Raw genomic sequence first — 13,915 nt, 5'->3', positions numbered from 1 at the left:
ATCTAGAGCGCGTCGGACGACATGTCGTCGGACATCGTCATCTTGTCCCGCAGTGTCGGATCCTCGCCGCCGACGATCGGCGTGTGCATCTCCTCGCGGGTGAGCCCGTACTGCTCGGCCAGCGGCGCCAGGGCATCGAGGTCGAAGTCGTACAGCCGGGCCGCGTTGGCGTAGAGCATCTTCTCCGTCGTGGCCGGGTCGACGTCGGCGAAGCGGCGACGCAGATGCTCCTTCGTGTGCGGATGGGTGCCCTCGTCGTGGGGATAGTCGCTGCCCCACATGTAGCGGTCGACGCCGATCTTGTCGCGAGCGGCGATGTCCGCCGGCCCGGGCTGCGAGCAGCCGACCCAGCAGTTCTGGGCCCACATCTCGCTGGCCAGCATCGACGGGAGCGTTCCCTTGTCGTACTTGATCTCGCCGGTCTCGCCGGTGTCGCGGATCGTCTTGATCGTGCCGTCGAGGGTCTGGAGCAGACCGGGAATCCAGGCCGCGCCGGTTTCGGTCAGCACGAAGTTCATCTTCGGGAACCGTTCGAAGACGGCGCCGAGGATCATGTGGACGAGCGGGCGCTGGCTGTAGAAGCTGACCTCGTTGATGTAGAGCAACATCGAGATCGGGTACTTGCCGTAGTCCGGCGCGCCGGTGCCGCCATGACAGTTGACGGGGATCTCGAGGTCTTCGAGCACCTTCCACAGCGGGTCGTAGTAGGGGTCGTGGACCGGGCGGACCCACTTGACGTCGGGAGCGATGTTGGGGAGGAGGATCCCGCCCCGCAGGCCGTTCTCCTTGATCCAGATCGCGTCCTCGATGGCGTCGTCGACGTCGTTGAGGAAGATCTGGCCGACCCCGGCGCGGCGCTCGGGCGCCTCCTCGCAGAACTCCTTCAGCCAGCGATTGTGGGCCTGCACTCCGGCCCGACGCTTGCGGTAGTCCTCGGGGCCGGGGGGCTGGGCGAACAGCACGAACGACGGGAAGAACGGCGGCACCGTGTTCGGGAAGATGACCTCGCCGACCACGCCCTCCTCGTCGAGCTGCTGGGTGTCGCGCATCTCCTTGTCCCAGTTGCGCAGACGGCGGTTGTCGCCCAGGTCCTTGTAGGGGTTCTTGTACTTGCCCCGCCACGCGTCGAACTCGTCGAGGAACTCGGCATCGAGGTACTCGCGGTACGCCGAGTGGCTGCCGCCGGCGTGCGTGTCGGCGGAGATGACGATGTAGTGGGTGTCGGATCCGGTGGAGGTCTTCTCGGTGACGGCCATGTGTCCAGCCTTGCCGCTGGGAGGGGTCAACCGCCAGTCGTGACCCGACCCCGGTACGCGGCGATCGCGCCCGCGAGGCCGACGGCCACACCCAATGCGGCCCCGCCGATCCCGGTGAGATGGTCGCGTTCGGGAAGCTCGTCCTTCACCGCGAGCCCACCGATCAGGTCGGCCACATCCGCCCCGGCCGACGCCAAGAACCACGCCGGCACCCGGTCGTCGTCGCGGAGCCCCGCGGCGACCAGCCCCCCGCCGATCAACAGGTCGCGGTAGCCCATCGATCGGAGGAGGAGTCGAGCCGTGGGGTCCGTTGCCTCCCGCTGCGACCAGAGCTTCTGCGCCCGCTCCGGTGCGATGAGAAACGATGCCCCGGAGAGGGCTCGGATCGACCCGGCGATGACGGCGGAGGTGTGCATGGCGCCGAAGCTAGTGCCCGGCGGCGCGGGTTCCCTGCGGCGATCCGTGCGCCCTGCCGTGCCACGTTTTGCGACATGCGACAGATCCGTCCTGTCGCATGTCGCAATACGTGAGACGAACATCCGAGTCGGTTCCCGTCTTGCCACGCGGTTCGGCGGGGCCACATCGCCACCGTCGACGCCCCACACAATCAATACAGCTAGCTCTGTAGCTGTCGGACCGCCTCGGCCCGAACCGACCACTCCCTCCTCGATGGGTACCTCCGTGCGGGAGCTCGCCGCGGCCGCTCCCTGTTCCGTCCAGAGGAATGGGTAGAACGACATGCAAGTCGCCGGCAAGTGCCCACTGGACGAAGCCCGTGAATCCAACCCCGAGCGACACCCACTGCAGCGAATCTGGCCCCCAGTAGTGGACGTGGCCTGGCGATTCGCGGACGGATCGAGGACGTCCACCCTCACCCCAGAGCCATCTGCCCACTCGGCGATGAGCTCGATCGCTGGCTCGTCCTCCTCGATCAAGTCCTCCACCGAGCGCATGGGCCCGACGGTAGCGCCGTCGGCGTCCGGAAGAATCGTTGTCAGTTCCTCGGCAGATCCCGGAACGGCGTCTCCTTGGGAGGTCCCGGCTCCTTGGGCAGGCCGAGGAAGCGCTCGCCGAGGATGTTGCGCTGGACCTGATCGGTCCCGCCATAGATCGACGGGGCGGGGGAGTGCACGGTGGTGGCCTGCACCTCGCCGTTTCCCGGACCGGCGGCGGCGTCGTCGCCCGCGAGCATCCCCGCCGCACCGATGGCGAGGTTTCCGGCCTCGCGCCGCATGCGGGCGATCTCGCTCATGGCGAGCTTGCCGAGATTGCCGATCGCCGGCACGGCCCCGGACCGGGCCCGCTGGCCGAGGAGGCGGTTGACCTCCTCGCGGATGTGCAGGCGGGTGCGGGCGTCTCGACGAGCGGCGTCGTCACGGCCGAGCGCGCGGGCGTAGTCGCCGTAGCGAACGGCCGTGGGCGCGCTGTCCACGGTGGCCCGGGGACCGCCCTCGGTCCGCAGGCCGAACGAACCGGCCGGCAGATCGAGATCCTCGGACTGCGACCCGCCCCGGGCGTAGGGCAGCTCGACGACGGCACCGGCTAGCGAACCCCGCTCGAACATGAGGGTGGTGTTGCCGACCCGCCAGCCGTTGTTGAGATCGCCGATGAGGTGGGCGTGGGGCACGCGGGTGTCGTCCATGAACACCTCGTTGAACATGGCGTTGCCGGTCATCTCGACGAGGGGCCGGATGTCCACGCCGTCCTGGCGCATCGGGAAGGCGAACCAGGAGATCCCCGCGTGCTTGGGCTGATCGGGGTCCGTGCGGGCGAGCAGCATCCCGAAGTCGGTGCCGACGGCGAGGCTCGTCCAGACCTTCTGGCCGTTGACGATCCACTCGTCACCGTCGCGCTCGGCCTTGGTGGTGAGGCCGGCGAGGTCGGAACCGGCGCCGGGCTCGGAGAAGAGCTGACACCACGTCTCGGTGCCGTTCAGCACGGGCGGCACGAACCGCTCGATCTGTTCGGGCGTGCCGTGGGTGGCGATCGTCGGCGCGGCCATCATCGTGCCGATGTTGGACGGCGGGCCGAGCGTGCCGACCTCGGCGAGCGCCCGCTTGACCTCCTGCTCCTCCTGGCGGGAGTAGCCGCGACCGAACGCCTCCTCGGGAAGCGAGGGGAGCGCGTAGCGGGCATCGGCGAGGCACTGCCACCACTCCCGCACCGTCATGTCGGGATCCCAGTTGGCCTGTGCCCATGTGCGTGCGTCTTCGAGAATCGTCATCTTGTGGACCGAACACCTGTTCGCTTAAGGTCGGGGGATGGGTTGGAACAGCCCCAACGTGCCATGGTCCGACATCGAACGCACACTCTCGGACCGCCCGCCGTCGGGTCGCGCCCGCGAGTACTGGCTGGGCGACGATGTTTTCGGTGACGGTGGCGACAGCCCCGCGTGGTCGCGCAAACGAGGGGCGTACGAACCCCCGACCGAGCCCGAGCAGTACCGCAGCGCGACCCCGTATGCGGAGCTCCACTGCCACTCCAACTTCTCGTTCCTCGACGGCGCCTCGCATCCCGAGGAGCTGGCCGAGGAGGCGGCGCGGCTCGACCTGCGGGCCCTGGCACTCACCGACCACAACGGCTTCTACGGCATCGTCCGCTTCGCCGAGGCGGCGAGAGCGGTCGGTCTGCCCACGGTGTTCGGCGCCGAACTCACGCTCGGAGAACCCACCCTCGACCTCTCGCGACCCGGTCCCGCCGATCCGGTGGGCGAACACCTCCTCGTCCTCGCCCGCGACCCCGAGGGCTACGCCACGCTCGGCCGGGCCATCAGCGAAGGGCAGCTCGCGGGGGAGAAGGGCGCGCCGAGGATCAGCTACGAGCGACTCGTCGAACTCGGCGGGGTCGGCAGCGAGCGGGGCGAAGACCACTGGCTGATCCTCACCGGCTGTCGCAAGGCCCCGGTGCCCAAGGCGCTCACCGAGGCCGGCCCGGCCGCGGCCCGACGTGCCCTCGAACGGCTGGTGAGCGACTTCGGCAGAGCCAACGTGGCCGTCGAACTCTGGGACCACGGCCTCCCGGCCGACTCGGTGCGCAACGATGTCCTCGCCGAACTCGCGGCGTCGACCGGACTCGACCTCGTCGCCACCGGCAACGTCCACCACCACTCCGTCGCCCGTCAGCGGCTCGCCTCGGCGATGGCCGCGGTGCGGGCCCGCCGCAGCCTCGACGAGATCGACGGCTGGCTCCCGCCGGCCGGTCTCCACCTCCGGTCGGGCGACGAACAGGCCCTGCGGTTCGCCCGCTATCCCGGCGTGGTCGAGCGGGCCGCGGCGATCGGGCTCGAATGCGCGTTCGACCTCGCCCTCGTGGCCCCCAACCTGCCGCCCTACCCGTGCCCCGACGGGCTCGACGAGATGGGCTACCTCCGCCGCCTCGTCGAGGAGGGCGGCACCCGCCGCTACGGCCCCCGCACCGCCGAGCGGGTCGAGGGCGCCTGGACCCAGCTCGACCGCGAGCTCGCCCTCATCGACGACCTCGGGTTCCCCGGCTACTTCCTCGTCGTGTGGGACATCGTCGACTTCTGCCGGCGGGCCGACATCCTCTGCCAGGGGCGCGGCTCGGCCGCGAACTCCGCGGTGTGCTTCGCCCTCGGCATCACCAACGCCGACGCGGTGTCGCTCAACCTCCTCTTCGAGCGTTTCCTGTCGCCCGAGCGTGACGGCCCGCCCGACATCGACATCGACATCGAGAGCGACCGTCGAGAAGAGGTCATCCAGTACGTCTACGCCAAGCACGGCCGCCACCATTGCGCCCAGGTGGCCAACGTCATCACCTACCGGTCCAAGTCCGCGATCCGGGACATGGCGAAGGCCCTCGGCTACGCCACCGGCCAGCAGGACGCCTTCTCCAAACAGGTCGACCGGTGGAGGGACGTGAAGGCCGGCGCCGTCGACCCCGACACGTCCATCCCGCTCCCGGTCCTCGAGTTGGCCGCCGAGATCGAACACTTCCCCCGCCACCTCGGGATCCACTCGGGCGGGATGGTGATGTGCGACCGGCCGGTGATCGAGGTGTGCCCCGTCGAGTGGGGCGCCATGGTGGACCGCAGCGTCCTGCAATGGGACAAGGACGACTGCGCCGCGGCCGGCCTCGTGAAGTTCGACCTGCTCGGGCTCGGGATGCTGTCGGTCCTGCACTACGCCATCGACTTCATCGCGGAGACCGACGGCGTCGACGTCGACCTGGCCACCCTGCCCCAGGAGCCCGAGGTCTACGACATGCTCCAGCAGGCCGACACGATCGGCGTGTTCCAGATCGAGTCCCGGGCCCAGATGGCCACGCTGCCCCGGCTCAAGCCCCGCTGCTTCTACGACCTCGTGGTCGAGGTCGCCCTGATCCGCCCCGGTCCGATCCAGGGCGGCTCGGTCCACCCCTACATCCGTCGCCGCAACGGCGAGGAGCCCGTCACCTACCTCCACCCGCTGCTCGAGAACGCCCTGGCGAAGACCCTCGGCGTCCCCCTCTTCCAGGAACAGCTGATGCAGATCGCGATCGACGTCGCGAACTTCACCCCGTCCGACGCCGACCAGCTCCGCCAGGCGGTGGGGTCCAAGCGCAGCAAGGAACGGATGGAACAGCTGAAGGCCCGCTTCTTCGACGGCATGCGGGCCAACGGCATCACCGACGACATCGGCGAGCAGATCTGGTTGAAGCTCGCCGCCTTCGCCAACTACGGCTTCCCCGAGAGCCATTCGGTGTCGTTCTCGTACCTCGTCTACGCCTCCTCGTGGATCAAGTACCACTATCCGGCCGCCTTCACCGCGGCCCTGCTCAACGCCCAGCCGATGGGGTTCTGGTCGCCCCACACGATCGTGGGCGACGCCCGCCGCCACGGCGTGGTCGTGCGCACCCCGGACCTCAACGAGTCGGCGGCGAAGGCAACCCTCGAGCCCGAGCCGACGTCGGAAGGGGGCTTCGCCGTGCGGGTCGGCCTCGACTATGTCCGCGGGATCGGCGAGGAGCTCGCCGAGGAGATCGACGCCGGCCGGCCCTACGCCTCGGTGGAGGACCTCCGTCGGCGGGTGCCGAAGATCTCCCTGCCGATCCTCGAAGCCCTCGCCACCTCCGGTGCTTTCGGCTGCTTCGGCATCGACCGTCGCTCGGCGCTCTGGACGGCCGGGGCGATGGCGCAGACCGCGTCCGACCGGCTCCCCGGCATCGTCACCGGGGTCGACGCCCCCACCCTGCCCGGCATGTCGCCCCAGGAGCTGTCGCATTCGGACCTGTGGGCCACGAGCGTCGCCCCTGACGGTCATCCGACGAAGTTCATCCGCGACGAACTGACCAAGCGGGGGGTGATCACCGCCAAGGGACTGGAGGACGCCGAGGGCGGCGGCCGGGTGCTCGTGGGCGGCGTCGTCACCCACCGCCAGCGCCCGGCGACGGCCAGCGGCACCACCTTCATCAGCCTCGAGGACGAGACCGGGCTGATCAATGTCGTCGTCTCCAAAGGATGCTGGCAGCGCTACAAGAAGAGCGTGCGGGGTGCCCCGGCCCTGCTGATCCGGGGAAAGCTGGAGAAGGAGGAGGGGGTGATCAATGTGGTGGCCGACCGGGTCGAGCCCCTCCCGGTCGGCGCGGCCCCCGCGTCGCGAGACTTTCGGTAGACGGAACGGACCGGTGCCGTCGCCCTGAGCGGCGTCGCACATGCGATGCTGAGCCGATGACCGTCGACATCGGCTCCGTCGCGACGGTGCTCGTCGTCGTCGGGGGCGCTGGCGCGGCGGTCCTGGCGATGGGTGGCCGGCTGCGCGCCGCCCGCTGGGCGTTGGTGGTCGCGACGCTCGCCTCGGTGATCGCGGTTGCGTGCCTCGCTCGGCTGCTGCTCGTGTCAGACCTGTCGATCGCCTACGTCGTCGACCACTCCCGCGAGACGAGCCGGTCCTTCTACCGGCTCTCGGGGCTGTGGGCCGGCATGGGCGGATCGCTGCTGCTGTGGACGGCCATGCTCGCCACGTTCGTCACGCTGACCGCGCCACGCCTGACCGGGCGGACCGCCGTCGCAGTCGGTGGCGGGATCGTCGCCACGCCCGCCGCGCTCGTCCTCGTCGCCGCGGATCCGTTCGAGCGGCTGGCGATCCCCGCCGTGCAGGGGCGCGGGCTCACGCCGATTCTCGAACACCCCGTCATGCTCATCCATCCGCCCGTGCTCTACGCCGGCCTGCTCGCGGCCGTCGTGCCGTTCCTGCTCGCGCTGGACCGGCCGGCGCCGACGGCGCTCCCCGGCCGGAAGGCGTTGCGCATCGCGGCCGTGTTGCTCGGCACAGGCCTCGTCCTCGGGGCGAACTGGGCCTACGTCGAGCTGGGTTGGGGCGGCTACTGGGCGTGGGACCCGGTCGAGAACGCCGCCCTGCTCCCGTGGATCGCCCTGCTGATCTCGCTCCACGGCGACCGGGCCCGGTGGCGTTCACCCCGAGCGAGGACGGCGCTGGCGATGGCGCCCTTCGCGGTGATGGTGGTCGGCGCGTGGGTCTCACGGGCCGGCCTGACTGGCTCGGTCCACGCGTTCGCACAGACGCCCGGGGTCGGCCGGGGCTTCGCGACGATGGCCGCGGTCGTCTCGGCGGCCACGGCGATAGTCGTGCTCCGCCGGCCCGCCTCGGGAGCGCCGCCCCGTCGCCCGCCGGCCGCCGTCGGCGCGGCGATCGGCGTCGGGTTCCTGCTCGTCGTCGCGCTCGGCACGGCCTACCCGGTGGTCCGCGACATCGGCTGGAGCGAGAAGCTGACGGTGCAGGGCCAGTACTTCTCCCGCAGCGCCTGGCCGGTCGCCCTGATCGCCCTACTCGCGCAAGGCACCCTCGTGCGGCCCCGCCCGCGCCTCTTCATCGTCGGGGCGCTGGGCGGGGGCGTGACCGGGGTCGTCGCCGGTGCGCCCTGGTCGGGGGTCGTGCTCGCCACCGCGGCCGGAGCCGCGCTGGTCGTGGCCGGGGCCGCGGTGCTCGCCAACCGTCGCCGGTCGGCAACCCACCTCGCCCACGCCGGCATCGCGCTGCTCCTGCTCGGCGTCGCCGGATCGACCGCCACGGTGGAGGAACAGGTCGGCCTGTTCCCGGGACGGCCCACCGACGCGGCCGGTCACACCATCGAGCTCGTGTCGCTGGAGGTCCGCGAGCTCGACGGCGATCGTCGGGCGGTGGAAGCCCACCTGCTGGTCGACGACGTGGCGATGGTGCCGAGCCTCGTCGCCCACGAACGGGTCGGCGTCCTCCTGGCGGAGACGGCGCTCGATCAGCGCTGGACCGGCGACGTGCAGGTGGTGCTGCGCGACGGGTCCGACGGATTCGCGGTCGTCGATGTGCGGGACCGACCGCTCGCGTCGTTCATCTGGATCGGCGCGGCCCTCATGCTGGTGGGTCTTGGCCTGACCCTTCGCCCCGCTTCCGGCGCAGCAGCTCGCCGACCGTCGTCTCCGGCTCCGCCGTCGGCTGCTCGTCACGCGGTTCCGTCGGCTCGCGGGCCGGTCGATCGGGTCGACTCGGCAGGGTCGGCAGCGAGATCGACACCGCCGGAGCCCGCACCGCCAGCCGGCTGAGGGCGATGGCGATCGGCCACAGCAGGATCGCGGCCAGCAGGAACCAGTTGGCCAGGTCGATCTCCCTCGTGCCCACCGCGAGGTCGGCGACGTCGAACGCCTGCGTCGGCCCGATGGCACCCCGGCCGCCGGACAGCTCGGACAGTCGGAGCAGGGCCTCCGGCTCCGGAGCCCCGGGCAGGTACTCGGGGGCGAAGGTGGAGTTCGTGATCGTCGACACCGACAGCACGCCCTCGCCGGCGGCTTCCACGGCGGCTCCGACGGCGAACGTGCCGACCTGATCGAGCGTGATCTCCGCCTCGAACCGGGCACCGGCGGTGCGCTGGAGCGGGATCTCGACGGTCGTGCCGTCGGGCTGGGTCACGCGGGCGATGGCCTCGGCCCCTTCGGGGAACGTCTCGGCCCCCTCGACCAGGATCGACATGGACTCCTGCCCGACGGTGGCCGTGACCGATCCGGCACCGACGCCGGCCGGGAACGTGTCGCGCACCACCCGGTTCCAGAAGTCGACATAGCCGTCCCACTCCGCCCAGAGCTGACCCCAGCGTTCGCCGCTGTCGCTGCTCCAGGCCGACACCGTGCCGATGCCGGTCTGCCAGGTGGTGAGGAGCGGGTCACGGTCCGGGCCGATCCGCAGCAGTGTGCGCGCCGTCGGCTTCTCGGTCGTGCCGACGTAGCCCAGCAGGGCGGGGGAGGAGGTGAGGTTCTCGACGACCTCGGAGGCGGTGGTGATCTCGGGGAAGAACTGGCCCTCCGTCACGAAGTCGCGGCTGGCGATGACCGCCTCCTCCATGAGGATCTCCGGGATCTGCTGGAGATCGCGGCCCGGGTAGAACCGGCCCTGGCCCTGGGTGGCGATCGCCTCGAGCTCGTCGGCCGCACCCTCGCCGGTGGCCACGACCGACACGGTGATGCCCTCCGCCGCGAGCTGGCCGGCCTCGGTGGCGAGGTCCGCGAGGGCCGACACCTCGGTGAAGCCGTCGCTGAAGAAGATGATGTGCTTCAGGCTCGCCTGACTCTCCCGCAGGGCGTTGGCCGCGGTCATCAGCGAGGTGGTGACGTTGGTACCACCGGAGGGGAAGAGACGGTTGAGCCCGGCTGTCACGACCTCTTCACTCGGGAGCTTCTGGAGATCGATGACCCACTGGTCGAACGAGTTGAAGGCCAGCACGCCCACCTCGTCGTTCTCGCTCAGCGCGTCGATCGCCCGGGCCGCACCGGAACGGGAGATGTCGGTCTTGTTCGAGCCGCCGTCGGGTCGGTCGCTGGCGTTCCCGCCCTCGCTGCAGTGGCAGTTGCCCATCGACCCGCTGGTGTCGATGGCGAGGACCTCGGCGACGGTCTGGCGTCGCTCCGGGTCGAGGATCTCGCTGACCACCGGCAGCAGCTCCTCGAGCTCGCTGTCGAGATAGCCGCCGAGGCCGTAGCTGCGCTCGCCGCCGATGACGAGGAGACCGCGACCGAGGTCACGGCTGATGATGCCGAGCTGCTCGATGTGCTCGTCGGTCAGCGCCCGTTCCTCGACGTCGACGAGCACGACGGCGCGATAGGTGGCGAGCTCCTCCAGGGCGGGAATGGACGCCGGACTCACGGTGTCGACCAGCAGTTCGCCCGCCTCGAGAGCGGTGCGCAACGTGCGGGAGTCGCCCGCTTGGCCTTCGATGATCAACACCCGGGCCGGACCCTCGACCCGCACGGCGCTGAACGCGCTGTCGTTCTGGACGATCTCGTCGCCCGGAGCGGCCACCTGGATCTGGTAGCGATCGACGCCGTCTTCCTCGGCCTCGCGCTCGAACGTGACCGTGGTGGCGCCCGGCTCGACCTCCACGATGCGTTCCTCGACGAGGTCGCCGTCGGCGAGGAGGCCGACGACCACGGTGGCCGCGTCGGTGGCGTCGAGGGTCGCGGTGATCGAGTAGGTCTCGCCCTCCTGCACGGCCCCCGGGGCGTCGACGGACACGATGGCGACGTCGACGCCCGACTGGCGCCCGACCGGGACCACGTCGATCTGGATCCCGGCGTTGCCGAGGATCGACGCTTCGAGCTCCCCGTCGCCGGTGGTGAAGCGGCCGTCGGACAGCATCACGATCCGCCGGCGGGCGTCGGTCGGCAGGACGGCCCCGGCGAGGCGCAGCGCCCGCTCCGGGTCGGTTGCCGCCGCGTCGATCTGTACCGCGGGCACGCCGAGCGAGTTGTCCTGCTGGAGCGTCGACTCGAGGCGGGCGTCCTTGCCGAACAACGCGACGGCACTGCGCACGCCGCCCGGCTGGGCGTCGAGGGCGTCCTGGACCCACTCGATGCTCTCGCTGCGTCCGCCGGTACTCAACGAATCGGAGGCGTCGATCAGGAACACCGTCGCGACCTCACCCGCCGGCCGGTTGATCGTGACGCCGAACAGGGCGGCGACGACGAGCGCCGCCACCCCCACCCGCAGGGCTGCGGCGAAGCGCCATTGGCGACGGCCGACGCCGAGCCGGCGCCGGGCCAGCAGTGCTTCCGCGACCACGACGGCGAGCAGCGGCCAGAGGAACCAGTAGACGACGGACCGTTCCCCGCGGGGCCGTTCCTCGCCGTCGCGGACCACGCTCAGCTCGGTGGGCAACCCGGGGACGGGATCGACCTTGCTCTCCGCGGCCGGTGCGTTGACGGCGATGACCGTCTCGTTGCCGTCCGTGTCGAGGACCCGCCAGAAGCCGGTGCGGTCGGCGCGGGGCGGACGGGTGCCCGGCGGCACCGCGATCTCCTGTTTGCCCGGCGTGATCACGGTGGCGCCGTCCGGCGCGGTGATGGGAATCGAGTCGCCGACCTCCACCCCCGTGGGCGGGAGCGCACTGCCCGCGAGCAGGGTGACGGCCCGGTCCATGAGGACGGGGAAGGCGACCTGCAGCGGCAGGTTGGTCGACGCGGTGTCGAACGCCAGATAGAGGAACGGACGGTTGCCGGTGGTGCTCTCGATCAGCAGCGGGGCGCCCGGGGCGGCGACGAGCACCTGGCCCGGCCCGGGGTCGACCTGCTGAGCGGCCGAGACGACGACGTCGACCAGGTCGAGGTCCTCGGTGATGGCATGGTCGGGGTCGACCAGCGTGATCGACGGCGCGGTGACCTCACCCAGGACGGTGATCGGCCCGGCGCCGTCTGGCGGCGCGATCGCGAGGAACGGTGCGCCCGGGTCATCGGGTGGGTTGACCTGATTGAAGACGACGACGTCGGCATCCGTGCCGCTGAGCGGAAGCGACTCGACGTGCTCGACCGTGACCGACGGAATGACCGCCAACGCGCGGTCGAGGAACGGGTCCCGGGGGCCGACGATGAGGGCCGTGAGCTCGCGCCGCCGCGCGGTGACGGCGTAGCCGTGGTCGTCGGCGTCGATCAGGTCCTCGCTCTCGAGGAAGACGTCGACTCGGTCGCCGGGCACCGTGTCGATCTCCCACACGGCCTCGTCGCCCGGGCCGATGTCGAGCACGGTCTCGGCCGCCGTGAGGCCGTCGACGTCGACCCGCACCGGCTGCTCGACCCGATCCGCACCATGGTTGGTGACGGTCGCGATGATGCCGAGCCCGCTGACGGTCGGCTCCACGACCAGGGAGCTCACCGCCCGGTTGGTGCTCGACCGACCGACGCCGTGGTACGTCGTGTCCGGCGGCAGCAGCCGCTGCTCGGCGATCGACAGCCCACCGTCACTGATCAGCGCGAAACCGATCGGCACCCCCGGCGTCTCGAGGCTCTCGGCGAGCAGGAACGCGTCGACGAAGTCCGCGGGGGCACCCGACACCTCGATCCGATCGAGCGCATCGTCGAACGCGGTGCGGTCCGGACTGGCGGAGAGGAGCACGCGGCTCCGGGGCCCGGCCACGACGACGCTGGCCAGACTGCCGTCGCGCATCTGTCCCCGCAGGTCGCGGGCCGTGCCGAGGGCGTCGGCGAGCCGGTCCGGCGATCCGTCGCGGGCGGCCATCGAGGCGGACGTGTCGATGACGAAGACCGTGTGGTCCGCCAGGATCGCGTCGGTGGCCCGGGTCGGCTGGGCGAGCGCGGTGGCGAGCAGCAGGACGGCGAGCAGTTGGGCGAGCAGGAGCCAGCTCGGTCGCAGCCGCTGCCAGGGAACCGCGGCGGACACCGGGCTCGGGGCTTCGTCCCAGAGGAAGGTCGACGGCACCTCGATCCGCTCGCGGCGGGGCCGCAGGACGTGCAGGAGCAGGATCGGGATCGTCAGCCCGAGCAGGAGGAACGCGGCGGGGTTGGCGAAGGTCACGAGACCATCCCCGCGGCCCGCCACGACCCGAAGAGGGTGCGCTCGAGGTCGTCGCCGACCGCGATGCGGGTGTAGTGGACGCCCGACATCCGGCACCGCTCGGCGACCTCGTCCTGCCACTCGGCGACCCGGGTCTGGAGCGCCCGCAGGTCGAGCGGGCTGGCGGACACGGCGACCGTCGCCCCCGTCTCGCGATCGACGACGTCGATGTCGCCGCCGACGTCCGGCTCGTGGTCACGGGGGTCGACGATGTGCACGACCGCGGCCTGGTCGCCGCGGGCCGGCAGGCGCCGGATCGCCGTGGCCCAGTCCGGCGTGAGGAGGTCCGACACGACCACCGTGAGGCCGGGGGTGGAGCGGCGGGCGAGCAGGTCGCCGACCGCGTTCGCGAACTCGGTGACGCCGCCCGGTTCGATCTGTTCGAGATGGTGGAGCAGCGCCCCGAGCGCGGCGCGCCCGTTGAAGCGGGGCGGGGGCAGATGGAACGGGAACGTCGCCACGGTCACCGCATCGCGGCGCACGAGCGAGACGAACCCGATGGCGGCGGCCACCTGCTTCGTGAGCCGGAACTTGTCGGGGGCGGACATCGACGACGAGGTGTCGACGAGCAGTCGGACGGTGACGTCCTCCTCGGCCTCGAAGAGCTTCAGGAGGAGCTGATCGAGGCGGGCGTAGAGGTGGTAGTCGATCCGGCGGAAGTCGTCACCCGGGTGGTACTCCCGATAGTCCGCGAAGTCGAGCGATGTGCCCCGGCGCTGGGACCGATGGTCGCCACTGAACTGTCCGGCCAGCCGTTGCGACGTGCGCAGTTGAAGACGCTCGAGTCGGGCGAGCGTCTTCGCGTCCAACAGGGGCTCGCCGGGCACGGGGATC

6 protein-coding genes and 1 pseudogene are annotated in these 13,915 nt (G+C 71.0%); 2 read left to right on the top strand and 5 right to left on the bottom strand.

The genetic code is table 11. From position 1 onward, the window contains the following. Positions 1-2: 2 nt before the first annotated feature. From R8F63_11545 to R8F63_11535, 3 genes are all read right to left on the bottom strand, one after another. Positions 3-1,256: an amidohydrolase family protein gene (locus tag R8F63_11545; protein ID MDW3219234.1), complete on the bottom strand. Its 1,254-nt coding sequence runs from the start codon at positions 1,254-1,256 to the stop codon at positions 3-5. 26 nt (positions 1,257-1,282) lie between these two features. Further along, positions 1,283-1,672 carry a DUF4267 domain-containing protein gene (locus R8F63_11540; protein MDW3219233.1) on the bottom strand — a complete coding sequence of 130 codons (390 nt, stop codon included), beginning with the start codon at positions 1,670-1,672 and terminating at the stop codon, positions 1,283-1,285. A gap of 578 nt (positions 1,673-2,250) precedes the next feature. Continuing rightward, positions 2,251-3,480, bottom strand: a complete 1,230-nt coding sequence (locus tag R8F63_11535) for an acyl-CoA dehydrogenase family protein (GenBank protein ID MDW3219232.1) — start codon at positions 3,478-3,480, stop codon at positions 2,251-2,253. A gap of 37 nt (positions 3,481-3,517) precedes the next feature. On the opposite strand from R8F63_11535, the gene R8F63_11530 reads away from it, so the two are divergent. Both R8F63_11530 and ccsA read left to right on the top strand, forming a co-directional pair. Then, positions 3,518-6,865, top strand: a complete 3,348-nt coding sequence (locus R8F63_11530; GenBank protein ID MDW3219231.1) for an error-prone DNA polymerase — start codon at positions 3,518-3,520, stop codon at positions 6,863-6,865. Between the two features lie 56 nt (positions 6,866-6,921). Further along, a pseudogene (ccsA, locus tag R8F63_11525) lies at positions 6,922-8,562 on the top strand (cytochrome c biogenesis protein CcsA). Positions 8,563-8,599: 37 nt separating this feature from the next. Here ccsA and R8F63_11520 read toward each other — a convergent pair. After that, on the bottom strand, positions 8,600-13,042 hold the full coding sequence (locus R8F63_11520) for a VWA domain-containing protein (GenBank protein MDW3219230.1): 4,443 nt from the start codon (positions 13,040-13,042) through the stop codon (positions 8,600-8,602). Beyond that, positions 13,039-13,908, bottom strand: coding sequence for a DUF58 domain-containing protein (locus R8F63_11515; protein MDW3219229.1), 870 nt, complete (start codon positions 13,906-13,908; stop codon positions 13,039-13,041). The genes R8F63_11520 and R8F63_11515 overlap by 4 nt, the downstream gene beginning before the upstream one ends. Positions 13,909-13,915 lie beyond the last annotated feature (7 nt).

Source organism: Acidimicrobiales bacterium (assembly GCA_033344915.1).
In the GTDB taxonomy this organism is placed as follows: Bacteria; Actinomycetota; Acidimicrobiia; order Acidimicrobiales; family Aldehydirespiratoraceae; genus JAJRXC01.
The sequence above is the reverse complement of the archived record's forward strand: the minus strand, read 5'-3'. Positions and strand labels throughout refer to the sequence as shown.

Bases quoted from the DNA above. Each gene is read 5' to 3' on its own strand.
- R8F63_11545 (MDW3219234.1), bottom strand. From the start codon at position 1,256: ATGGCCGTCACCGAGAAGACCTCCACCGGATCCGACACCCACTACATC.
- R8F63_11540 (MDW3219233.1), bottom strand. From the start codon at position 1,672: ATGCACACCTCCGCCGTCATCGCCGGGTCGATCCGAGCCCTCTCCGGG.
- R8F63_11535 (MDW3219232.1), bottom strand. From the start codon at position 3,480: ATGACGATTCTCGAAGACGCACGCACATGGGCACAGGCCAACTGGGAT.
- R8F63_11530 (MDW3219231.1), top strand. From the start codon at position 3,518: ATGGGTTGGAACAGCCCCAACGTGCCATGGTCCGACATCGAACGCACA.